Annotated in this window: 22 protein-coding genes; all 22 read right to left on the reverse strand. The window is 62.7% G+C overall.

Annotated elements, in window-relative coordinates; genetic code table 11:
- Positions 1 to 54 precede the first annotated feature (54 nt).
- On the reverse strand, positions 55 to 609 hold the full coding sequence (locus AV521_RS00640; RefSeq protein ID WP_143658555.1) for a hypothetical protein: 555 nt from the start codon (positions 607 to 609) through the stop codon (positions 55 to 57).
- Positions 593 to 1,819, reverse strand: coding sequence for a hypothetical protein (locus tag AV521_RS00645; protein ID WP_076082186.1), 1,227 nt, complete (start codon positions 1,817 to 1,819; stop codon positions 593 to 595). Before AV521_RS00645 ends, AV521_RS00640 begins: the two co-directional genes overlap by 17 nt.
- A gap of 8 nt (positions 1,820 to 1,827) precedes the next feature.
- Complete coding sequence (locus AV521_RS00650) at positions 1,828 to 2,550, reverse strand: hypothetical protein (protein WP_076082187.1); 723 nt, start codon at positions 2,548 to 2,550, stop codon at positions 1,828 to 1,830.
- A 118-nt stretch (positions 2,551 to 2,668) separates the two neighbouring features.
- Positions 2,669 to 3,478, reverse strand: coding sequence for a hypothetical protein (locus AV521_RS00655; protein ID WP_143658556.1), 810 nt, complete (start codon positions 3,476 to 3,478; stop codon positions 2,669 to 2,671).
- 12 nt (positions 3,479 to 3,490) lie between these two features.
- Positions 3,491 to 4,588, reverse strand: coding sequence for a hypothetical protein (locus AV521_RS00660; protein ID WP_076082189.1), 1,098 nt, complete (start codon positions 4,586 to 4,588; stop codon positions 3,491 to 3,493).
- Positions 4,589 to 5,926 (reverse strand): siphovirus ReqiPepy6 Gp37-like family protein, encoded by a 1,338-nt coding sequence (locus tag AV521_RS00665; protein WP_076082190.1) that lies wholly within the window; start codon positions 5,924 to 5,926, stop codon positions 4,589 to 4,591.
- A gap of 8 nt (positions 5,927 to 5,934) precedes the next feature.
- Positions 5,935 to 6,933, reverse strand: coding sequence for a phage tail domain-containing protein (locus tag AV521_RS00670; RefSeq protein WP_079249051.1), 999 nt, complete (start codon positions 6,931 to 6,933; stop codon positions 5,935 to 5,937).
- A gap of 66 nt (positions 6,934 to 6,999) precedes the next feature.
- Positions 7,000 to 12,816 carry a transglycosylase SLT domain-containing protein gene (locus AV521_RS50280; protein WP_076082191.1) on the reverse strand — a complete coding sequence of 1,939 codons (5,817 nt, stop codon included), beginning with the start codon at positions 12,814 to 12,816 and terminating at the stop codon, positions 7,000 to 7,002.
- A gap of 8 nt (positions 12,817 to 12,824) precedes the next feature.
- On the reverse strand, positions 12,825 to 13,157 hold the full coding sequence (locus AV521_RS48525; RefSeq protein ID WP_143658557.1) for a hypothetical protein: 333 nt from the start codon (positions 13,155 to 13,157) through the stop codon (positions 12,825 to 12,827).
- 74 nt (positions 13,158 to 13,231) lie between these two features.
- Positions 13,232 to 13,519, reverse strand: coding sequence for a hypothetical protein (locus tag AV521_RS00685; protein ID WP_076082193.1), 288 nt, complete (start codon positions 13,517 to 13,519; stop codon positions 13,232 to 13,234).
- Positions 13,520 to 13,632: 113 nt separating this feature from the next.
- Entirely contained in the window at positions 13,633 to 14,547 is a 915-nt protein-coding gene (locus AV521_RS47390) for a hypothetical protein (RefSeq protein ID WP_076082194.1), read from the reverse strand.
- Between the two features lie 104 nt (positions 14,548 to 14,651).
- The gene (locus AV521_RS00695) at positions 14,652 to 15,035 is read right to left on the reverse strand and encodes a hypothetical protein (RefSeq protein WP_076082195.1); all 384 of its coding nucleotides are present in this window, start codon (positions 15,033 to 15,035) and stop codon (positions 14,652 to 14,654) included.
- The gene (locus tag AV521_RS00700) at positions 15,032 to 15,310 is read right to left on the reverse strand and encodes a hypothetical protein (protein ID WP_179022748.1); all 279 of its coding nucleotides are present in this window, start codon (positions 15,308 to 15,310) and stop codon (positions 15,032 to 15,034) included. Before AV521_RS00700 ends, AV521_RS00695 begins: the two co-directional genes overlap by 4 nt.
- Positions 15,311 to 15,360: 50 nt before the next feature.
- Positions 15,361 to 15,693 (reverse strand): hypothetical protein, encoded by a 333-nt coding sequence (locus AV521_RS00705; protein WP_076082199.1) that lies wholly within the window; start codon positions 15,691 to 15,693, stop codon positions 15,361 to 15,363.
- Positions 15,690 to 16,100: a hypothetical protein gene (locus tag AV521_RS00710; protein ID WP_076082201.1), complete on the reverse strand. Its 411-nt coding sequence runs from the start codon at positions 16,098 to 16,100 to the stop codon at positions 15,690 to 15,692. Before AV521_RS00710 ends, AV521_RS00705 begins: the two co-directional genes overlap by 4 nt.
- A gap of 35 nt (positions 16,101 to 16,135) precedes the next feature.
- On the reverse strand, positions 16,136 to 17,254 hold the full coding sequence (locus AV521_RS00715) for a hypothetical protein (protein ID WP_179022750.1): 1,119 nt from the start codon (positions 17,252 to 17,254) through the stop codon (positions 16,136 to 16,138).
- A gap of 72 nt (positions 17,255 to 17,326) precedes the next feature.
- Entirely contained in the window at positions 17,327 to 17,887 is a 561-nt protein-coding gene (locus AV521_RS00720) for a hypothetical protein (protein WP_143658558.1), read from the reverse strand.
- 75 nt (positions 17,888 to 17,962) lie between these two features.
- Complete coding sequence (locus tag AV521_RS00725) at positions 17,963 to 19,456, reverse strand: phage portal protein (protein ID WP_256725370.1); 1,494 nt, start codon at positions 19,454 to 19,456, stop codon at positions 17,963 to 17,965.
- A gap of 22 nt (positions 19,457 to 19,478) precedes the next feature.
- Positions 19,479 to 21,041 (reverse strand): terminase large subunit, encoded by a 1,563-nt coding sequence (locus tag AV521_RS00730; RefSeq protein ID WP_256725371.1) that lies wholly within the window; start codon positions 21,039 to 21,041, stop codon positions 19,479 to 19,481.
- A 12-nt stretch (positions 21,042 to 21,053) separates the two neighbouring features.
- The gene (locus AV521_RS00735; RefSeq protein ID WP_076082204.1) at positions 21,054 to 21,494 is read right to left on the reverse strand and encodes a hypothetical protein; all 441 of its coding nucleotides are present in this window, start codon (positions 21,492 to 21,494) and stop codon (positions 21,054 to 21,056) included.
- Complete coding sequence (locus AV521_RS00740) at positions 21,494 to 21,676, reverse strand: hypothetical protein (RefSeq protein WP_076082206.1); 183 nt, start codon at positions 21,674 to 21,676, stop codon at positions 21,494 to 21,496. The genes AV521_RS00735 and AV521_RS00740 overlap by 1 nt, the downstream gene beginning before the upstream one ends.
- A 34-nt stretch (positions 21,677 to 21,710) precedes the next feature.
- A complete protein-coding gene (locus tag AV521_RS00745) occupies positions 21,711 to 22,046 on the reverse strand; it encodes an HNH endonuclease (RefSeq protein WP_076083354.1) in 336 nt (111 codons plus the stop codon).
- Positions 22,047 to 22,048 lie beyond the last annotated feature (2 nt).

Consider the following 22,048-nt stretch of genomic DNA (forward strand, 5'->3'; position numbering starts at 1 on the left):
CCTGCGATCCCGAAGAGATTCAATATGAAGGTTGTGGTATTCAATGCGGCCTCACTAACTGGTCGCGTCGGGGGCTATGAGGACCGCGGAGAGCGCGGAAAGCGACTCTTCAGGGTTGCCGGATTTGGCCTTGGTCCATGTTCCTCCGTAGCCCAGGATTGATGCCCGCAGGGTTTGATTGGCGTTCAGGTACATCAGGCCGGAGGTGTGGGCAGCCTGGTAGCTTCCCTTCACCTTGGTCGAGGTGAAGCCCTTCATGACGGTCGTAGCCGAAGATCCCTCTGCGGTTCCCACCTGGACGAGCAGCGTTCCCGTATTGGTGAGTCCATCCCAGTTCGCTGGGGTGGTCAACGTGGCTGTGCAGGTTACCCAGTAGAGGCCGGGCACCGGGGGCTTGAAGTCAATCCGGTCCTTGCTCGTGAACCCGCCCGTGGGGGTGTACTGCCTCCAAGCGATCGGCGCTTCAGCAGTCACGTTGTCGTTGGTCATGCCGACCGCCCGGAAAGCCGGGGGGTTGGCCAGCACCTGAATAGGAGCGTAAGAAGCCCGGTTCAGTGTGGCTGCGTCAACCTTCTGGCGACTAGCCCACTTCTCATCCACCGCTGCCATAAGTCCCCCTTCCGAGATAGGTGACCGCGAAGTTCCACCAGCGCGGGCTGCCCAAAGATCCACCATCACGGCCTGAGTCCCAGTTCGTTGCCGAATTGGCCCCCCAGAAGCGGACGTTCAGCTTGGTGCCCGCCTTGAGGAACACCACGTCGCTGATGAGCTGACCGGACTCGTGGTCCGTGCGTGCGTTGCCTCCCTGGCTGAGCAGGATCGGCTTCGCGGCAGCCCCGCCGCTGTCGTAGATGGCCACCTGGTAGATGTATTGGACGTTCGCGATGGGCTGGGCGCTGTGGCGGGCGTTGCCGATGACGGAGACGAGGTAGATGCCGTCCCAGGGGATCTCCACGGCCGTCTTGGCGCCCCAACCGGGGTCGGCTTCCGCTTCCTGGAGCCAGCCGGGCCGGGTGCTGTTTCGGTAGATGCCAGCCCAGGTGACCGCGTTCTTGTCCTCGCGCTGTCCCTTCCAGTTGAAGGCGACTCCGCGGCCGGTCACTCGCGCCCGGTTCTCCAGGGCGTTGAACTGGCTGGTGGTCTGTTCGTTCATGCGCTGCTCGTCAAGGCCCTCGTCGTCCGCCCAGGGTTTCATGGTCGGGGCTGGCCCGGGGGTCGCGTAGTGCCAGCCCTCGGAACTCGGGGCCACCATGAAGACGTGGAAGGAGGTATCCACTGCGCCATCCGAGATGACCCAGTGCCCCTCGGCGCCGCCGTCGAGGTACACCTTCGCCTTGAGCTTCGTGCCCTTGGTCAGGAACTCGGTAACCCCTACCGGCGTCGAGTGGTAGTAGTTCGTCGTCACATGCTGCTGAATCACCACACCGAGTTCACCGATAGCGCCGTTACCGGCAGCGTTGTTCTCGGCCTCGATATAGACATTGATGTTGTTTCCAGTCGTACGGTTCTTGTCGCCGTACGTCGCAGCCTGGAAGTGCATGTGGTAAATGCCGTCCTCGGGGACGATGAAGTACTTCCCATCAGGTGAAGTCGTGAACCCGAAGTTCTTCACCTTGGCCGCGGGCCAGAGAACATCTACGAACTGGCCCTTATAGAGCGCCATCCCGCTCCGGGGGTTGGTGGTGTTGCTGGCACACCCGCGTGCAGAGAAGTACGGCATCTTGCCGTAATACTTCTGCGGGGTCGTGATGCGGTCCATCATCGTCTTCGGGGCAACCACCTCCCGCTTGCCCCACGAGGTCAGATTCGGCTTGGGCATGGTTCACCTCACAGGAGATACGTCGTCTTACCGAGGACAGAAGCCACAGGGTCACCGAGGACCCAGACCCCTTGCCCGTTGGGGTCACCTGGAATCTTGATCGTGATCACGGAAGCGGCCGGCACGGTCGTATCGAAGAGGACCTTGCCGAAGCCCGTGCTGCCCGTACCAGGCATGTCGCCCGAATGAATGAGGAGCTGGAACTCACCGAACGAGCCCTGGAGCGGCGGCTTGTGGGAGGTCACGCCCTCCGGGAACCTCACGTGCGTGAGGTTCTTCGCCTCGGTCAGCGCCAGGAACAGGGTCGTGTTCCCTGCGGGAGAGTTCAGGGGGACCTCGCTGACGTTCGCGTACTCCTTCACCTCGTGGAACGGGGTGATCGGAATGTCCCGGGTCTCGGCACCCCGGTACACGTAGTTCGCGATCGAGGCACCGCCACCACCAGGAACCCTCCAGCGCACCGAGTCACCGTTGCGGAGGTTCCACTCGCCGTCGTACCGGAACATCACCGCGGAGACCCACGTCCCCGAGGCGAGTTGCTTCGTGGCGGTCAGGTTCCCGGCCGGGTTGAGGAGCTGTGGCATGGAGTCGCGAGACACGCACAGGGTGATCACGAAGTCCCCGAGGCGCATCCCTTGGGGGAGCTTGAAGGTCCGGTACTCGCCGTCCTTGATGCCGCCGTTGGAGTCCAGCCAGGCTGGGTAGTACACGGGGTCGGGATACTTGGCCATCCACTCCGCGCCGTCCCATACTCGGAACTTCGGCTTAGCGGTCCACTGTTGCCCGTCCCACATCTTCTTCGGCAGCTCAGTCCATCGGGTTCCATCCCAGAGAACAACCTTGTTATAGCTAGCTGCCATACTGAACCCAAATATCGCCGGGCTTGAGTGTGACTCCTTGAGTGGCAGGATCAACCGTCCCGGAAAAGACTCGGGCTGTACCGATATTTGCTGCCGCCACAGTTCCGCCGACCGCGACGTCTCCACCAACTGTCACGTTGCCGCTGCTGTCGATATTGCCCGCGAAGTCCACCTTGAAGGCGGAGTCCGCGTTGCCACGCATTCCATCGTTGATGACCATGGCGTACTTGTGCGGCTTGTCGCCTGCCTGGATCTCCAGCGGAATGTTGTTGGCGGAGTGCGCAACGTGAATAACGCTGCCATTTTGCCGGAGGGCGAAGTTGAACTTGTCGTCGCCGGCCTGTCGTTGCACGAGGGTGTCACCACTAGGAGCGGTGCCCTGGCTGAAGATCTCCAGCCACCTGCGCCCCGTTTCGAGTGGAATGGTGTTGGTGCCGGGCAGGGTGACATAGTTCCCCAGCCGGTCATTGGTGTACTGCTTCGAGCCGTGTGGGTCATCCTGTACAAGGTGCGACTGGAGCCGCTTGCCGACGTCATTCGGTGTCAGCATCACGCGGCCGGCATTGAAGTCCACCCACAGTTGCTCGATCCCATACGGGCCCTGGAACATCGGGATCATGCCTCGCTCATCGGTGAGCAAGCCGTCCTTCAACTCGTTGCCCGCCATGTCGAGGAGATCCTTCACCTCGTTCGGGTCCTCCTCCGTGAGGTAGACCCGCCCCTTCAGGTTCGGTAGGCGGCCACCAGATTCATTCTCAGCCGCGTCCGCAGCCGTGCCACCAAATACGTTGCGTGTCATGTGCCCTCCCGGTTACTTGAGGCCCTGCGTCTCGTAGACGCCGGAGAAGAGGATGTACGACTTGCGAGGGAAGACACGGAGGTAATCAAGGCCCTCGTGAAGGTATTTCGGGTTCTGATAAAGCATCCGAACGTAGTCGCCCTTATGGCCACCCCACGTGTAGCCGCGGAGGTCTACGAAGTTCGGCATACCGGCGTCGTATCCGCCGTTCACCATGACCCCCGAGAACACCTGGCCGTTGGCGCCATGAAGCTGGGCATCCTTGGGGAGAGTAAACGCCATACAGTTGTCCTGCGCGTCATTCCAATAGTCGGTATTGGTCGGGTTGTTGATATCGGCGGAGTACCAGACAAGGTTGGGAGCGATACGCCGGTATCGCCCCCTGGTGACCAGCCCCCTGGGCGTAACCCGCGTGTACCGAATCTCCGGCGTGTACGTCCTCGTATCGCCCAGGTCCCGCGTGATGGCGAAGCCGTCGGCACCGGCAAACGCCTCGTACTGGCCACCGCCGGCCGATGGGGCAAGGTTGCGAATGAACGAGCCCTCCGCCTGGTGTGCGGCTACCGACTGGGCCGGGGCCACCGCGGAAACGTCCTCCGGGGCCTTGTACGGATGGACAGGGGAGATGACCGGCTGGCCCTGCTTCTTGGGGACACGGATCACATAGAGAGGAAGCTCCCACCGGCCTCCGCGCTCCTTGAGCACCTTCGGCACCTGGGGGTTGGCCGTAGCCGCTCCCTGGGAAACCTCCACCTTGCCGTAACCCTTAGCGAGATCAACCCGGATCACAAGAAGGTCCTGGCGGTCGTACTTCTGGTCGAGGTTGTGTTCCACGCGAACCGTCGTCGGCGCGTCCAGCTTGTAGTAGAAGCCGCCGACCGTGGCCTCGCCCCGCTGCACCCTGATGGTGTTCACGTCGTACACCTCGGCATAGAAGGGCATCGACTCAGCGACCATGTTTCCGCTATTCAGAACGTGGTCAATCCGGTCATCAGCAAACTGTGTTGCGAGGTTCTGCCAGTCGTTCTGAGTGACCGCGGCTCGACCTCCACCCTCCTCGGGCTTGCCTATGTTGGTGTCCTTGTCGAACGGATAACTGATCTCAGCCATCTACATCCTCGCTTCCAACTTGCGCAGCTTCTCTCGCATTTCAAAGACCTGCTTGTAGAGGTTCAAAGGCTGACCAGTTCCCTGATCGCCAATCTTCGGAGTCACCGACTCGATACGACCCCCGTCGTCCACCGTGATGGTTACTTCATTCACCTTGTCCGTGATCGTCTGACCATCGGCTTCCACGGTCACGATGTCGCCCACCACGTAATCCCTGCCGTACATGCACTGCGGGGTGTCGATCGGGTAAACCTGGAAGTGGCCCGACTTCTCGCCCTCCTTGAGGGCTGCCTTCGCGGCATCTTGGACAGCCTTCACGTAGTGATTGAGGGCTGCTGCCTTCTGCTCGGCCGGCGACTTGCCGGGCCACGGTTTTCCGTCCGGGCCGGTGCCGATGTCCTCGGTGCCGTCGTCGTTCTTGCGGGCGGCCAGCTCGACCTTGCCGTTGACGGTCTTCAGAGGGATGTCGCGGCGGTCCACGAACAGCTCGACCACCGAGCCCCAGACCTTCTCTGCCTCGGTGTCGGTGGCCTGGAAGATGTACCGTTCCTTGCCCTCGCCCTGGCAGGCCACGATGGCTCGGGTCACTGTGGGGGCCTTGAGCTGCCAGGTGTACTGCTTGATGTTGCCCAGTTCAGGCGAGAACCGGATCAACCCCCCGCGATCACGGCAGTTGGCGATCTTCAGCTCGATCTTCTGTGAGATCGGGTTGTAGAGGAACCGGAAGCCGGTCCGCTTGTCCTTGAGCCAGTCACCGAACTTGGTGCCAAGGTTGTCGTAGCGGAGCGTGTCCTTGATCTCGTTGCCAAGGTTCGGGTTGGCACCGACGACCACACTGGGAAGCGCACGGTCAGGCAGTGCGCGGGCGCCGAACGCGAGGTCGCATTCGACCCACACGGCCTGGCCCACGGCGCCGCCTGCGGGTCGCCTGTCGATCCCATCCCACTGGTTCGAGATGGGCCGGAGCTTCATCGCGTCCGTCCCTTCACCCACCACCGAGGGAAAGGCCAGGTAGTTGAACGGGATCTGGTTGTCACACTTCCCGCCGATGAACACCGAGCCCGGCTCCGTGTGCTGCTCGGTCGTCCAATACTTCTCGAAGGCTTCGATGCTCCCGCTAAAGATGGGGTCGGGTACGCCGTCCTGGTAGATGACGATTCCGCGGCCCTGCTTCAGCAGCCGCTCGTGTGGCGTGCCGACGCGGACGAGCATCTGCCAGGAGCCTGGCTGGTTGAAGCGGACTGTGAAGTCGAGCTTGATCCAGGTGTCTATCTCGCCCAGGAGCGGCATCCTGCCGTCCGCTCCAGGGGAGTCCCGGACGAAGATCCTGTATCCCATCGCCCCTCCTAGTAACTCTCGAAGCGAGGGGAGATCTGGAGGCGGAGAGCCGCGTTCGACGCACCCGGATTCATCTGGACGTTGACCTTCGACTCACCGGCAGGCAGCTCGAACATCGCGGGGTTCGGGTCGAGGCGCGGCCAGAAGTTCTCTCCGTTGGAGCGGGTGATCGTCTTGTAGCCGGGACGTGTGTCGATCGTCAGCGTCTCGCCCGTGCTGATCAGATCAACGCTGGGGTCCTTCGGGTTGATGCCGAACTTCCGGCCGTCAGGACTGGAGATCGTGAACGAACGAACCGGGCCCCCGATCTCCCAGACCGGCCATGCCTCCACGTCGCCGGGGTTGAAGATGGCGACCCCGCGCGAGGAGATAGTTCCCTCACTGATCGCCAGAGGGAGGAACGGCTTGTCCGCCCCCTTCAGGAAGACCTTGCCGACGCCGGTTTTCCACTCGGCTATGACGTCGCGGTCCCCGTAGAACCAGGGGTCGAAGGCTGTGAGTTGGATGCCGTACCGGCACCAGGTGAACCCGGCATTGTCCGAGCCTTCGTTGCCCTCCATGCCGCCCTTGTAGTAGGCGGTGAGGTATCGGGATGTGCTGTCGCCCTCGGTGAAGCGCAGCACGCAGTAACCGTTCTTCGGGTTGAGCGTGCGGGAGAGCTTCCGCTTCAGGTTGAGGATCGTCCTGCGGTCGATGCCGTACAGGTAGAGGGGGAGCAGGATCGCCCGCTCGGCCGCCCTCGTGGAGCGGAACCAGCCCCCGTCGAGGTTAGGACTTGTGTCTGCGTAGACCTCCATCGGAGGCATGTCGAGGCCCGTTGCACCGTCCTGCAGAAAGACGGCCGGCCAGGCCCGGCCGGAGAAGTCGGTGAGGTGGATCTCCTCGCCCGTGCCGTTGGCCCCGGTGATCGTGACCTTGGTATGGCCCCAGTGATCCGGTTCCGGGGGGACTCCGATGATCGGGGCATTGTCCTCCCAACTGGGGAGCCGGTAACCCGGAATTGGCATTGAACACCTCGCTATCCGGACAACACAAAGGGCCCCGACCGAAGCCGGGGCCCTTCATGCCATCTGTTACATGCCGTACATGGTCTCCACGTACTTGAGGCCGCGAATCACGGCCTGAGTCGTGTCTTCGCTCTTGGCCTCATGAATGTGGATCTCGTAGCGCTGTCCGAGGAGATCGCGGGTTTCCGCGTTGTTGTAGACCCGCTCACCACCACGGAAGTTCACCAACTCGGGTCCCTTCTCGCCCACGAGCGCCAAGCCAGGAGACGCATAGTTCGTTCCTGTCCAGTAGCCCTTCGGGGGCTTGCTGGGGTCGGCCTGCTGCACTCGGGAGATGTCTCCGTACCTGGACTTGATGTAGTTGATCGCGGCGGCGATGTTCGCCACTGGATCGAAGATGTCCCAGCTCGTACCGGCCTGGTGATAGGCACGGAAGGTGGTCGGGATCACCTGCATCAAACCGCGAGAAGCGTTCCCTGCCGCAGCGTTGGAGTCCCAGTTGTTGATGGCCCGTGGATTGCCTCCGGACTCACGACGGATGATCGTTGCAATGCCGTCAGCCCACTTGGAACCCCTGACCCCGGTGAGGGACATGGCCTTGGCGATGGCCTTGGCGATCTCCCCATCAACACCGCCACCGAGTGTCCCCGAGAACTTCGGAACACTGCCTGGCCACGGATTGAGAACTGGCCCGTCCGACGAGGCCACGCCGCCCGATGGGCGGAGAGCAGCCGTAGCCGAACGCCAGTAACCACGCTGGCGACGGAGGGAGTTGGACTCGTTGCCACCAATGGTTTCATCAGCACCGGTCTTGATGTTGATGTGGCCGTCGCCCCTGTAGGTCAGAAGGTCGCCGGGCTGCGACTGGGAAACCGGAACATGGCGCATTGCCGCGTTCCAGGTAGCCACTGCCGGCCACCGGTTCTGAGGAGCACCCTTGGGGGAGTTGCCGTAAGCCGAAGTGGCTCCGGCCTTGTCCACCACGTAGGAGACAAAGTCGGCACACCAGGATTCGCCGTTGCCGAGGTTGTACTTCGAGCCGCCCACCATCGGGGCTTCCTTCTGGTACTCCTCGATGGCCTTCTTCACGACTGCACCGCCCCCACCGGAGGTGTGCTGATCGACCCAAGAAGTCCACTTCTGGAGCCAGGGCTGTGCCTTCTCGAAGCCTCCAGAGGCAAGAGAGCCCGCAGCCCCGAAACGCTGCTTGACGGTGTCGAGCATCGGCTTGACGACCGACGTCCAACCCGCCTTGAGGGCGGAGGTGTAGCCGTCGTAGTCGTCGTCCTTGTGCTTCTTCACCCAGTCCGAGCCGGAAGCACCAGACCAAGAAGCCGGGCCTACAACCCCGCCGTTGGCGTAGATGTTTCCGGACCTACGAGCCTGGGCGTTCCAACGATGAATCGTTTCTGTGCCCAGTGCGCGAACAACCTCCGGGCGGAGGATGCCCTCGCCCTCGGAAAGCATCGCGGGAACGGTGTCGACACCCGGCCGGTAACCCGGAACAACACCACCGGTAGAGAAGTGCAGAGCCGAAAGCGGAGCGTTCGTCCCGGCAAGCTTCGCCATCGACGACATCATGCTGACGGCGCCGCGGTTGTACGGGCCGTCCACCGTGCTCCTGGTCGAGCTGTCCACGTAGGACATGGCCGACCGCCACACGTCCTTGATGCGGGTCGAGCTGGTCTCGAAGAACCGCTTCAGGTCGTCCAGGTTCGAGCGCAGTCGCGCGAACGAGCTGCTGGTGTCGGACACCGACGAGGAGACCTGCGACGCCACGTTGGTCCAGGTAGACCGGCTCGCGTTCTGGAAGTTCCTCTCGGCCTGTGAGAGCGGGCCCTGAAGGTGCTGAATCCAGCGCTGCTGAGCGGGCTTGATGCCGCTGTCCACCGCTACGCGAACCGAGTCGGAGACCTTCGTCCAGTCGGTGCGAGCCGACGCGCTGTGAGCCCCCACTGCCTTGGTCAAGTCGTCCAGGGCAGCCTTGATCGCGGCTACGGCCTCCTCGTACGCCTTCGCGTCAGGAGGAGATGTCACATCCCAACTTGTAGAGCTGGAAGAAGAACTCGGGAGGGTACCGGCCTTCGCCTGAGAGTTGAGCTTCTGCACCATCGAGTGGCCCAGGTGGCGAGCAGCCTCCGGGCGGAGAACCGCTTCCCCTGGGGAGAGCATCGCCGGAACCGAATCGACGCCCGGCGCGAAGCCGGGAACGATCCCGCCATCCGCGAACTTGAAGAGGCCCGTGGTGTTGGGCATCAGCTCCTGCACACGCACGATGAAGTTGTCGAAGACTTCCTCGGCGTACTCGGACGGATTCGACCAGATCTCCTGGAGCAGGCGGACCATCTCACGAACCTGGTCGACCATGCCCTGGAACATCTCCTTCACCGATGACAGTGCATCGTTGAAGAAGCCGACTGGATCAGAGATCGCGTCCTTCAAAGCACCGAGGATCTCGGCGCCGGAGTCCCAGATATTCGATACAAGATCCTTCAGAATCTTAGGTATCGACTTCACCATGTCGGTCATGAACCGACCGCCACGCTGGAGGATGTTCCCGTCACCCTTCCAGACGTCATCCCAGAAAAGCTGGCCAGCAGTCGGCGCGATGCCGCCTGCGGCGATTCCGATGAGATTTCCGATTCCAGTGGGAGCCTTCGTTAGGAACGAGGGAACCCGCTCAAGAATGAAGTCCTTCATCCTGCCGAAGCGGTCGTTCACCAGTCGGCCGGCGCCATCACCGCCAGCCTGAGCGCCCCAGTGGCGGACGCTCGAACCCGTAGAACCACCGATGGCTTGGCCTGCGCCAGCCATGCCGATGCCGCTCGTGAACGCCCCAATTCCGGGGCCAATGTTCACGATGTCGTACAGCTCCTCCAGGATCGACAGCGGCCAAGTTCCGCTCTTCGAGGTGCCCTTGCCCGCCTTTCCCTTGGCGTGCCGCGAGATACGGCCACGGGCTGCTGCCGAGTTCCATTGGTTGATCCGGTCGGAACCAAGCGCGTTGGCGACCTCCGGCCGCAGCACTGCCTCACCAGGAGAGAGGATGGCGTGGTAGTTATCCACCCCCGGTGCGTAGCCGGGAATGACGCCGCCCAGGGCGTGCTTCTTGCCGCCCTTGCTCTTCCCCTTGTTGTCGCCGCCCCCACCAAAGCCGGTGAGCCCGTTGACCGCAATGAGCTTGCCTTCCAGACCGCCGGCCTTGCCTTCGGCCTTCTCCAGGGCATCGGCCAGCGTGCGGACCTTGCCCGTCACCGAGCCGAGTCCCCGCCCGTTGACGTCCTTGATCCGGTCGTTGAGGTCCTTGGCCTGGGCGTAGGAGCCCTTGACCGCTGGAGTAAGACCGGAGCCAAAACGCCCCCGGATCTGCTCCAGGGAACGGCCGTTGACCTCTTGGATCTCTCGGGACACAGCGCTGATGTGCCGCTGGGAAGTGTCGGACTTGTCCTTCAGGTACTCAAACTGCTGGCGGACCATGCCGAGCTTGGCGTCATTGAGGTCGTTCACGGCCTGACGGACCTGCTTGATGCCGCTCTCCGCCGTCCCGGCCTTCTCCTTGAGGGATATGAGCCGCTGCCCGAGTTCGGTCAACGGAGATCGGTCCAGCTCGCCGACGGACAGCCGAGCCTGATCGATCTCCCGATCCGCGCTGCTGGCCCGACCGCGAACCGAAGTGCCGCCCTCGCCACCCAGCTCGGACGCGAGCTGCGTCAGACGCTCCTGGTTCAGGTTGTGGATGCGGTTCTGAATCTCCTGGATCTTCTGATCCACCTGACGAAGCGCGGCCTCGGCCTCGCTCGTCTGCACTGTGAGCTGCGTCGAGCGGCTGTCCTGCCCACGCACTCGATCCAGGCCCCGTCGAGCAACCGAACGGTCGTCCCCATCGTGGTAGTCGGCGCGACGCTGCCGGTACGCCTCTCGGAAGCCACCTCGGCCGGCCTGGACGCCGGAGAGGAACTGGTTGGTCGTCCGGAAGGCACCGCGGGCACCCTTGGCTATGCCGTCACCGACCTTCACCAGTGGCGAGACGGACTTCATGATCTTGCCGAAGGTCTTGGTCAGTAGCCCTGTTGCAATGGCAAGGGGACCGAGGACCACTGCGAGCTTGACGACCTGAGCCACGAGGCTCTTGAGGGCCGGGTGGTCGTTGAGGAACCCCTGAACCTTCTCGAAACCGGTGATCAGCAGGTTGATAGCACGAACGAGGTTTCCGGTGAGACTCCCGGAAAGCTGTTTGAAGTCCGGGTCTTCGATCAGCTTGCCGAGCCGGTCGGCCAGTTTGTGGGTGTTCTGGCCCAGCTCGGTCCACTCGAACTTCCCTGTGTCCTCATTGAACTGGCCGAACAACTTACCCAGGTTCAGCTGAGCTTGTTCCTTCACCGATGTGAAGTGGCCCCCGATGGAGCCGGTACCCAGAGCTTCGGCGGAACCCTTGACACCCGGAGCCTTCTGGTATTCCTTGATGAACTTGTCAAAGAACTCGCGCGAGTTCACGCCGCCCTTGGGGTCCTGAACCTCCTTGAGGAAGTCAGGGCCCCCCTTGTAACCGGCGATCTTTCCGATTTCGTTCATCGGGATGCCGGTGCCGCGAACGAACTGACGGAGATAACGGGTGGACAACTTGCCCTGGTCCATCATCATGTCGGCGGCCATCATGCCGCCCTTGACCTTCTCCGGGTTCGTGACACCAAAGGATGCCGCGTAATCCGCGATGCCCTTGATGAGAAGCTCGGACTTCTGGAGCGACTTGGAAGTTGAATCTCCGTATGACTCAAAGTTGCGAGCCACCTGGGAGAACTTATCCGTCATGTCCTCAAGCGAGAAAGGGGTTTTGACGGCGAAGTCCTGGATGGACTGAATCCCCTTGGCGACTTCCTTCTGATTGAAGCCGGCCCGGTTCAGGCCCTCCGAGGAGTAGAACTGCATATCGGCGCTGGTGGCACCAATCTTGGTCATGATGCCCGCAGCCGCAGCCAGAGGCATCACAAGGTTCTGGTTGATCGAGCGACCAACTTGCTCAAGGTTCTGGCCGTACGTCTCCGTGGCCTGCCCGAGCTGCTTCCACTGCTGCCCAGCGGAGCGAGTTGAGGTCCTGTGATCCCGATCCCAGGTTGCGATCTGACGGCGGTTGGCGGCGATCGTGGCAGCGAACTCCGATCGCTGCTGCTGAAGGCCCCGAAGCTCGTCACGGAGGAAGCCCTGACGGGCCATGTGGGCGGCGCGCTCCTCGGCCAACCGCTGTCGCGCAGCTGCGGCCAGCTCACGTTCCGCGGCCCTCTGCTCGGCTGCGGCCTGACGGGCTGCTGCTGCCTGCTGCTGCTTGACCTGCCGGACCTCGGCGGCCAGAGCCCGTTCCTCGGTCTTCTCGGCCTGGATGCGACGACGAGTCTCCGCCAGCCCCTCACGCTGGAGCCGTGCCTTCTCCTGCTCCTGCTGCCGAGCTTCCCGAAGGGTCTCCTGGGTCGCCTGCCGGTTCGCTCGAACCGTGTCGTTGATGGCTTTCCTGGTTGCCCGGGAGGTGCCTTCTTCAAGCTGCTCGCGCTGCTTGGCGAGGTTCCGGTAGGTCCGGAACTGCTTGCCGGCCTCGTCGCCGTGGAAGCGGGTCAGGGACCGCTCGATCTGCCGGAGCTTGTTGGAGGTGTCCACCGTCTCCTTCTCCGTGGCGGCCTTAGCCGACTTGGCTGCCTTGGAGGCAGCCGAAGCCAACGTGGAGAATCCCTTGCCCGCCGACGCAGAGAACGACTTGGCGGCTTGCTCTCCCATGCGGGTCATCTGACGAGTCAGGTCGCCCCGCATCTTCGACAGACCTGTCTTAGACAGCTCCGGGTAGATCTCGATGTAACCCGAGCCGATCTTGACCGGCGCCCTTCCTCGTGTAGCCATGCGGCCTCCTAGAGATTGCTGAAGTTGGTGAAGAAATCAGCCACCTCTTCGCCGGAGGCAAGAGCGAGTTGAGGTTTCGGCTCCTCAGCAACCTGACCTGGCCGGGGAAGTGGCTTCGGAGGTTCAAGGTTGTCTTCCTCTGCGGAATTGGCCTTGATGAAGAGATAGTTCGACAGCTCCAAGCCATCGCTGATCCGAGCAAGGATGTGGTTCGTCTCAGTCCATGAAGTGGCTTCATCGAGGTCGATGAGGAGGAGAGATTCACCAGGCTTCTTGAACAGGCCCTGAATGAGGACGTGAAGACGCCTCAATGACATCCGCCCACGCCACAGGTCCAGCAAGTCAACGCCGAAGTGAGACAGAAGGTCCGCCTCAAGGGGGTCACTGTGGTCCCGGAGGATGCGGGCGGTTTGAATTAGTTTCCCGACTCACCGAATCCGGCAGCCTCGCTGACGAGATCCAGGAAGTCGTTGAACTCACCGATCGTGCAGCGAAGGCTCTTGTACGTCGCCCACTGCTCCTGACCGACGATCGCACGGGCAATGGCACGTTCACCGCCGCCCTCCTCGATCACATCGAGCACATCGTCAGAGAGATCCATCGGGGCCGGGATCACGAAGGTCTCGCCCTTGAAGTCGAACTGGGTGGCCTCGGCCTTCGCCTCAGCAGCCTTCGCGGTGGTGTTCGTCTTAGCAGTAGCCATGGGGGACTCCAGAAACCTTTGGGGTGGTGTAGATGAGAGAGGGCGGGGATTTCTCCCTCCCCGCCACGGGGGTACATGCAGTTAGGCGCCGGACGTCTCCGGCGCTGGGGCTGTTAGGAAGTCAGAGTCTTGGCTTCGACCTTGAGCTTGTCCTTGGCGGTGACCTTCTCGGCGACGCCGGCCTTCGCGGAAACCACGTAGTCCGCACCAACGGGGGCATCGTCAGCAACGACCACCGGAATCGTGAACGTGCCGTCCTCGCTCGCAGCCTTCGGGGTCGCGGTGAACTTCTGGCCGCTAGGGGAGACAGTGATCGTGACGGTCTCTCCCTTCGGGAAGCCCTTGCCAACCGCGTCGAAGTGGCCGCCCTGAGAAACGGTGCTCGGCTGGAGCGTGACCTCGATCGGAACGGTTACGGGGTCGTTCTTGATCTTGTCGTCCGTCAGGACGTAGCCGAGCGAACCGGAGTGGTCAAGCGCCTCAATGGTGAGTTCGAACTTGCCGTTTTCGGCGCGCTGGAGCTGGATAGCGCCACGGTCGGAAATCATCGCGCGACCGATAACGCAGCGGTAGCGAACCGGCTGCCCGTCAACGGTCTGAGACCAGTCAACGACAATGGCCAGCTCATCGAGGTCCGGAGTGGACTTCAGGTCGAGGCGCCACACGCCGTCGATCACCGAGCCGTCAGTGTCCTTCGCCTGCACCCACTTGGCGCCGAAGAATAGCTGAGTGGTCAGCTCATTCGTCTCCATGAGAGTGGCCTTGATCTGGAAGGACGCACTCTTCACGTTGTAGAGAACGGGCACCGCGGACTGCCACACGTTCACGGGGTCGGTCTCGATGCTCGGGGTGATGGTGACGCCGCCCTCATCCACGTAGCCGAGGGCCTTGAAGACGTCGTTCTCGGCGATCGGAGTGCAATCGCGAGGCAGCTCCTTCACGGTATGTGCATCCGCAACATAGATCTCGCCCTGCGGGGCGAAGCGAATCCTCTTCGCGTTACCGGAGTTACCGGTCTGATCAGCCATAGGGGTCTCCTGAATCTGGGCATGAAAAAAGCCCCCGTGGGAGGGGGCTGAGTCAGGGATGTCTCACATCCCAACTTCGAGGGAAAGGGAGAGGAGCCGATGGCTCACGAGTCCGTGATGAAGAGCGTGACCTCGCCCTGGTACGTGTGCTCGCGCGAGGTGCTGTCGGGGAAGTAGCGGGGGCTGATCGCCTCGGCCACGTCCAGCACCAGGGCCTCGCCGACGGCTCGGCCGGGCAGCTCCTCAAGCAGGGCCTCGCGCACGACGTATGCCAGCTCGGCGGCCACCGAGCGCTCCTCCGCGTAGACCTGGTACGTGATGTCGGCTCGATCCATGCAGGACCGGATCGCTCGGAAGCCCCCGGCGTGCTCCAGATAGATCGTGGTCTCGTCGGGCTCGCGGCCCACCAGGTCGCCAGTCACATAGGTGGCCAGGTCCTTGCGAGCCGACAGGAAGTCGAAGACGACGGTGACGGGATCAATCCTCATTGGTCCCTCACCTTCATCAGGGCGTTCTTCAAGGCGTGGCTGCCGGGGTGGCGGCGACCGCCCTTGTCTCGCCAGCCGTACTCGATGAGCAGGGCATGACGGTCCGCCTGGACCGCAGAGTGAACGACCCCGTTCTCCTCCCAGGCCGTGATGGACAGGGAGCGGGCGTACATGTTCCACGAGCCCTTCCTGTTCTTCGGGGCGTCATGTCGAGCTGCGGCAGCGACCTCGGACGCCTTCTTGGACAGGAGCTTCGCGGTCTCGCCTGAAGACATCACTCGCTCAAGCGCGTGCTCGTTGAGAACGAGCCTGAACCGAGAAGCCATCAGTGCTCCACCCTCCAAGCTCGAATGCGCACGTGCCGAAGGGAGAGGTGCCGCCACTCCAGCGGATCGCCATCCACCTCGTAGGTCAGCCCGTGGTACTCAACGCGGTCCGCGGAGTCCACGTCCGTCCTGGCCGGCAGGTACACGAGAAGCCGCTCCTGGGCCGTCTCGCGCTCCGGCGAGCGAACCTCGAAGGCTCGATCAGGCTGGACGCAGGCCAGGCCCTCGAACACGGTCCGGGGGTTCGCCCAGTCCCGCTTCCTGGTGTACGGCCCGTCCTTGGTGATGTCAGCTCGGATGATGCGAACCGGGTCGGTGAAGAGGTTCTTCATGGGCGTTCCGCGTTCATCGGGCGCATGGGAACGCTGGAGCCCTCGACCAAGATTCCGTCCCAGGCCGGGGTGTCGATCTGGAGGGGAGTGGAAGTGAGCTTGCGCCGGTACCGCTTCAGCGAAGTCCGGGCAGCAGGGGAGAGGGACTGCGTGGTGGCAGTGGAGCCGAACTCCACCTGAATGTCGCCAACCTTCTCGGACACGATCCCTGGAGCGACGGCAAGCCAGCGGATGACCTCAGCGCAGACGACCGCCCGGATACCGGGGGCGTCCTCGCGGTACCCGGAGCCGCAGTAGTCCGCCACGAGGGCGGAGGCATCCGTGATGAACGCCTCCACCCTCGGCTTCTCGTCGTCCTCGATCTTGCGCCCGAGCCGGACCTCGATGTCCGGGACAGTGATGCTCATTTGTCACATCCCAACTTCGGGGCAAAAGAGGGGGGTTACTTAGTCGGAGCCGCTTCCTTGACCGCAACGGTGCGGTTCTTCTCCGTGGCTGCCTGGTTGTGCTTGCGGATCTCCTCCTCGACCCCGGTGGCGACAAGCAGCTGCTCGGGGCGGATGACCTTGGCGTCGTAGATCACGCGCGACTTGATGGCGTCGGTGAACGACCGCTCAGGCTTGTACGCCTCCATCTGCGCGAACGGGATGACCAGGCTGGTGGCAGACGTCGAGCCCATGAACATGTCGATGTTCTTGAAAGCGTCGTGGCGGCGGCCCTTGACGAGCGTGTTTGCCTCCGCGCGAGCCGCACCCAGGGTGTTCGAGACGCGGACCGGGATACCGAGGATGGTGCCGAGGACGCCGGACGGCATGACCGCGCCGCCACCGAAGTGGGCGGCGTCGATGAACTTGGGGTCGCGCAGAAGCAGCGAGCGCAGGCGCGGGGAGATGAAGAGGTAGCGACTGTCGGGCGCGTTCTTCAGGTCCAGGTTCTCCAGCATCGCAACCACGTAGTCATAGACGCCGATGGACTCGGTGTCCAGAGCGCTGTGCTTGACGGAGTCGATCTTGCCGTGCAGCGCGGGCAGCGTGCTCACGTCGGCCGGCATCGTCTCGGCGCCATTCAGGTCCTTACCGGCGACGGCCGCCGTGATGGTCTGCGCCAGGATCTTGTCCATGGTCACCGCGGCCTGGCGGCCCCGCTGACGAACCAGCTCGGACATCAGGTCGATGCCACCCTTGGTCTGGAGCTGGTGAAGGGCGTCGATCTCGATGTGGAAGCTGGAGCCCTTGCCCACGGTCATCGGGATGTACTCAAGGGCCGCGTGGTCCTTGTCGCCGATCTCACCGTACGCCTTGACCAGACCCTTGTCGGTCACCGTGTCAACGAAGTGGGGAATGCGAATCCGGTCACCCTCGCGCCGGAACTCTCCCTCGTAGTTACGGTTCGTGATCTCGGCAGAGCCAAGGATCAGGTTGTCTTCAAGGTCCTGGAGAAGCTGAGCAGTCCACAGCTCGGGGACAAAGACACCCTTGCCCTTGAGAACGGGGTCGCCGCCCGCAGGGCCGCCAGTCAGAAGACCGGAAGCTGCCTGAGTCGTGAAGTCGTTACCAGCCATATCGATTCCTTAGTAAGATCACAGAAGGCCCGCATGTCACATCCCAACTTGAGACGCAAAAAAGGGGCCTGCTTAGAGTTCGCCTCGCATGAGGGCATCACACTTGCCCGCCTTGCGGGCCTCGTTGATCTCCCTCGGAGACATGCGGGAAAGGTCCTCACGAGTGAGCTGGCCGGCGGCCGGGCTCCCCTGACGACCCAGGCCGATGTTCTGCGCGTAGGAGGGCGCGGAATTCGGCTTAGGGAGAGACGAGACGAACGCCTCGATGCGGGCAGAGTCCGGGCTGCCGTCCTCGCCCACGAACGAGTCGAGATTCAGGTACTCGGCACCGGGAAGGGGCACGCCGGCCGCAGAGGAAGCCGCACGCAGTTCGGCATTCACGAGCTTGGTCCCAACCTCAGAGAGGGCCGCATTGCGCGCCTCCACCTTGGCGGCCTCGATAGCCTTCTCGGTGTCAGTCATCTGGGACTGTCGGAATCCCTCAAGCTCCGTGGACGCCTGCTTGAAACGGTCCTCGTTCTTGCGGGAAAGAGCCTTCCACTTGTCGATCTCCGCCTGAAGCGCAGCCGTTTCGGGCGTGGCCTCACCGGTCGAGCCGGCCTCGGCAACCACGTCGTTCTTGTTCTCGTCCATGCGGATCATCCATTTCGGATCGGCCGAAGTGTCACATGCCAACTTCGGGGGAAAATAAAAAGCCCCATTGCGGGACTACTTCTCGAACCGGCTCCGGTTCGCGTTGCCCGAGTTGCCCTGCGGGGGCTTCTGGGCTTCCTTCTTGAGCTTCGCCTCAGACATGGCCGACTTGTCGTCGGCACCCTGCTGGGCTATCGCCATCTGCTGCTTCTGCTCCTGAGTCTGGTACTTGTCGGCACGCTCCATTTCGGTGCGGGCCTCCTCCTCAAGGAGCTGGTCAAATCGAGCGATCTGCGACGGCGTGTAGCCCGCGTCCTGCCAGAGCTGCTGCTTCGGGACGTTGAGCTGCTGGAGCTTCAGCAAAGAGTCGATGTGCTGGGCCTCGGTGCGGTTCTCCGGGTCACGCCAGATGACCTCCGCAGCCGCGTACTCCTCCTGCTTGCCGCCCTTCTCGACCTCGACGGCCAGGCGGATGACTTCCTCCCACGCCTCACCGAAGTGCAGCATCCGCTCCTTGGTCTTGGAGACCAGACCTGCTTCCGCAGAGGTGATCGCGTCACCGCTCGGCGGCTGGCCGCCCTTGAGCATGTAGTGGAAGGGAATGCGGCTGATGCTCGCCATGTGCTGAACGAGCATGTCTACGAGATCCACGTAGTTGCTCAGGTCAGCAGCGGCGAACTGGCCGAACGAGGCGGCCGGGTCCTCGGCCTGGAGGAGCTTGTCTACAGCCACCTTGAACGGCTCGATGGGATTGCCGTTCTCGTCCTCCTGGATCTCCAGACCCGTCACGTACCGCTGGGGCCAGGCCGCGTACTCCGACGCCACGAGCGAGTCAGCGACGGTCTTGTTGATCGCGTCCTGGATCGGGATGACCGTCGCCAGATCCGACATCGGCTCGCCCACCAGGCGGGCTCGGTTCTGGATCGGCACCACTGGAGGCCGGCCCAGAGGGTTCGGCTCCGTCCGGTCGATCGAGTAGCCCCCGATCTTCCAGTCCCCGGTGTAGACCTTGTCGCCCCACCACAGGGTGCAGAACTGCCGTCCCCAGTCGTCCACGTAGTACTTGGACGCAGCCTCGATCTCGTGGCGCGAGCCCGGCTTGTACTGGACGACCATGTGTTCCGCGGACTCGATGGAGATGACGGCCTTGCCCTCATCGTCAGCCCACACCACCGCGTAGGCCGCACCCTGGATCATCGCGTCCAGGTGCGCTGCGTTGGACTCTGAGTCGAGCCGGTTCCGCTGCCAGATCTCACGAGCGATCGTGTCCTCGGTCGGCTCCTCCGACAGGCGGAAGCCGTCGATGAACATGCGCTCATTAACGGAGTCGATGATCAGGCCGCAGAAGTTGTCGTTCCAGCGCTCAAAGATATGAGCGAACTCGGTCCGGTACTTGGACTGAGCGAACAGCATTTTCTGGTGCTTGCCGTCGTAATACTCGCCAAAGCGCTTGTAGTTGCCGGAGCGGGAAGCGAGCTTCGAGGCAAGATAGTCCATCCACATCTGCGGTGTAGATGGCGGGGACATGACCCCTTCATTGCCAGGAGTGTCGAGCGCGGCAGTAGCCATCTGGTCCCCTTTCGAGCGGGGCTCAGAAACCGACTACTCGCCTCCGTTTGATCTGGAGACGTCCATCCGCAATCGCGTCAGCGCGTGCTTCAAGTGCAAGTACGGCAGCCACCGCGAGGTCAATCTTTCGTTTGGATCGCGGCGAGTCCTTAGTGATGAGATCGCCTTGAGGAACTTCCCGAACAACCGCCTGAAGGACATGGCGAGTCAGCTCGGTCTCACCGACGTGAGAGAGGTCTCCGACCATCACGGCCGTGCGGAAACGCTCCACGGCCTGAACCATCCGCGTGGGCTTGTTGGTCCAGTACTCGAATACGTAGTCGTCGCCCCACTCGACCGCCCAGCGGCCGATGTTCTCTTGCCACCACGGAGGATCTGCGTACATCCACTCCACCCGATAGGTCTCGAAAGCGCGCTTCACCGCGGCCTCCACGGAGAGCACATCAACTTCCCAGTCGTCCTTGGCGTGTTCGGGTCGAATCCACTGTCCGAGGGTGAACAGCTTCGCGTCGTGAAGCCTGATGCCGACCAAGGCTGTGCCGTCTCCTCGGACGCTTCCATCGAAGCCAATGGCTATCTGCTCGCCAGGCTTGATGTCGTTGATGGACTCGCAGGCATCCCACTCGGCCTTGTTCATCCACCCGTCGCTGGACTCAGCGATCTGGTTGAAGAAGAACCGACAGTACGTGCTGTCCGGAGTGGTGCGGTCGTACAGGATGGTCTTCGTGAGACCGTCGATGTCCGCCCAGTGGGCGTCGCCGTACGCCTCGATGAGCGCGGCCCTGACCTTCTCCTCGTCTCGGATGTCCTCGACAGCGATCGAGCCCTCAAGGCAGTCGTAGAGCCAGAAGCCCTGTGAGACCATGTCGGATTCGAAGATGATCTGCGCTACGGAATCTTCGTTGGGATTGAAGGCGTTGGTGGTCGTAACCCACCTTGAACCGGCCTTAGTTGTCTTTTCAATGTTGCGCTTCAAGGTTTGGTAGAAGTCCGGGCCTCCCGTGCTTCCCACCCAGTGATGTACCTCGTCCATCACGCAAAACGATGGCCGGTTTCCTTCATTTGTTCGGCCCGCCGTGGCCTTCGGAGAGATGCTTCCCGGCTTGCCAGACTTGAACTGGACCATGGACTTGGAGATCTCAAGGCCGTACTCCTTCTCGGCCGCAGACTCCGACAACATCCCTCGAATCATGTCGAGGGTCTGCTGCGTCTGGTCGAGCGCGGTAGCGCCGAGCTGAACTACCGGAAGCGGTACGCGCTTCGCCACCGGCATCCCGTCCTCATCCCAGTGGGAGAAGCGACAGGGCCCGATGAACTCCACGATCGCCAACGCGGCGAGAAGCGGCGTCTTGCCCCAGCCCTTTGCTCGGCGAAGAGTGCCGGCCGCGTACTTCCAAGTCCCATCCGGGTTGATGGCATAGAACCAGAGAACGAACTTCAACTGCTCCGGCGTGAACTTCCACGGCTCGCCCGCGGAATCGCCATCAGGCTGGACAATGTACTTCTGCGCCCACCTGATGATCTGGTACCCGAGGGTTTCGTTCGGTGCCGGAACTCCCTTGGGCAGGTTGCCCGTTTGAGCCACGGCACATCACCTCTAACCCTCTGAAAGCAGCTTGAACAGCTCCTTGTCCATGTCTTCATCCGTGAGCTTCTTGGGCCCGTCCTGGGCCCTCTCGATTTCAACCGACTTGTCGAAGGACATGCGCAAGCGGGCGCGATCCTCTGTGGTGGCGCCCCACTTGCCGACCCGCTGACGGATCTCCCCGGCGTACTTCATGTCGCCTAGGTAGAAGGCATCCACGAGCTTGGTGACGATCTCCAGCTCGGCCCAGTCGGTCTCCATCCAGTCCTCGGTCTGAGGAGCGGATGACCACGTCTTCCAGAAGCGCTTGGCCCCGGCAGTCGAGATCCCCAGAGCCTTCGGCAGCTCCCTGCCCTCCCCGGACTGACCGGAGAGCTTCTTCTCACCCAGGGCGTGATCCTTGTTGCGCCGAACCGCGTTCGAGTTCGGCGCCGGCCCGCGTCGAGTTGCCATCAGCGAGCCCCCTTCAGGACCTCGGGGGAGACTCCGTACAGCTCGCCAAGCTCCTCCAGCTCGACCACCGCGGAGCGGTGCCACTCGCGCTTGAGCGCGGCCTTCGACGGGCGCTGGGCTCGAAGACGGGCTTGCTCGTGGTCGCAGTCGTCGGCCCAGGAGTCGAAGGCGCCGGTGGTCATCGCATCATCACTCCATGAATGAACCAACCGTCGCTCACCAGGAGCGACGGTCGTCGTAGTAGGTCTTGAGCGCGTGGCACTTGCCACAGAGCACCCAGAGGTTGTCGAGGTCCCAGGAGCCGCCACGGCTCACGGGGACAATGTGATCGACCTGGAGGTTCTCCCTGGTGCCGCACTTCTGGCAGGTGAACCGGTCGCGGGCGAGAACTCTGGCCCTACGCGAAGTCCAGTTCCCAGGACGGGAGTTGTTCCGGGCGGACTTCCTGTCCCAGCCCTTACGGGCGGGGGGAGCGTGCTCCTCGCACCGCCCTGAGCGGACCGTGATCCTGGTGCAGCCGCTGACGTAGCAGACGCTCTTGGCACGAGGCATGG

Origin of the sequence: Streptomyces sp. IMTB 2501 (assembly GCF_001953885.1) — a bacterium.
GTDB lineage: Bacteria > Actinomycetota > Actinomycetes > Streptomycetales > Streptomycetaceae > Streptomyces.

Coding starts and splice junctions, on each gene's coding strand:
- AV521_RS00645 (WP_076082186.1), bottom strand. CDS start 1,819: ATGCCCAAGCCGAATCTGACCTCGTGGGGCAAGCGGGAGGTGGTTGCC.
- AV521_RS00685 (WP_076082193.1), bottom strand. CDS start 13,519: ATGGCTACTGCTAAGACGAACACCACCGCGAAGGCTGCTGAGGCGAAG.
- AV521_RS00700 (WP_179022748.1), bottom strand. CDS start 15,310: ATGTCTTCAGGCGAGACCGCGAAGCTCCTGTCCAAGAAGGCGTCCGAG.
- AV521_RS00705 (WP_076082199.1), bottom strand. CDS start 15,693: ATGAAGAACCTCTTCACCGACCCGGTTCGCATCATCCGAGCTGACATC.
- AV521_RS00725 (WP_256725370.1), bottom strand. CDS start 19,456: ATGGCTACTGCCGCGCTCGACACTCCTGGCAATGAAGGGGTCATGTCC.
- AV521_RS00745 (WP_076083354.1), bottom strand. CDS start 22,046: ATGCCTCGTGCCAAGAGCGTCTGCTACGTCAGCGGCTGCACCAGGATC.
- AV521_RS50280 (WP_076082191.1), bottom strand. CDS start 12,816: ATGGCTACACGAGGAAGGGCGCCGGTCAAGATCGGCTCGGGTTACATC.
- AV521_RS00655 (WP_143658556.1), bottom strand. CDS start 3,478: ATGACACGCAACGTATTTGGTGGCACGGCTGCGGACGCGGCTGAGAAT.
- AV521_RS00640 (WP_143658555.1), bottom strand. CDS start 609: ATGGCAGCGGTGGATGAGAAGTGGGCTAGTCGCCAGAAGGTTGACGCA.
- AV521_RS00670 (WP_079249051.1), bottom strand. CDS start 6,933: ATGCCAATTCCGGGTTACCGGCTCCCCAGTTGGGAGGACAATGCCCCG.
- AV521_RS00650 (WP_076082187.1), bottom strand. CDS start 2,550: ATGGCCAAGTATCCCGACCCCGTGTACTACCCAGCCTGGCTGGACTCC.
- AV521_RS00710 (WP_076082201.1), bottom strand. CDS start 16,100: ATGAGCATCACTGTCCCGGACATCGAGGTCCGGCTCGGGCGCAAGATC.
- AV521_RS00695 (WP_076082195.1), bottom strand. CDS start 15,035: ATGAGGATTGATCCCGTCACCGTCGTCTTCGACTTCCTGTCGGCTCGC.
- AV521_RS00660 (WP_076082189.1), bottom strand. CDS start 4,588: ATGGCTGAGATCAGTTATCCGTTCGACAAGGACACCAACATAGGCAAG.
- AV521_RS00665 (WP_076082190.1), bottom strand. CDS start 5,926: ATGGGATACAGGATCTTCGTCCGGGACTCCCCTGGAGCGGACGGCAGG.
- AV521_RS47390 (WP_076082194.1), bottom strand. CDS start 14,547: ATGGCTGATCAGACCGGTAACTCCGGTAACGCGAAGAGGATTCGCTTC.
- AV521_RS00720 (WP_143658558.1), bottom strand. CDS start 17,887: ATGGACGAGAACAAGAACGACGTGGTTGCCGAGGCCGGCTCGACCGGT.
- AV521_RS00715 (WP_179022750.1), bottom strand. CDS start 17,254: ATGGCTGGTAACGACTTCACGACTCAGGCAGCTTCCGGTCTTCTGACT.
- AV521_RS00740 (WP_076082206.1), bottom strand. CDS start 21,676: ATGACCACCGGCGCCTTCGACTCCTGGGCCGACGACTGCGACCACGAG.
- AV521_RS00735 (WP_076082204.1), bottom strand. CDS start 21,494: ATGGCAACTCGACGCGGGCCGGCGCCGAACTCGAACGCGGTTCGGCGC.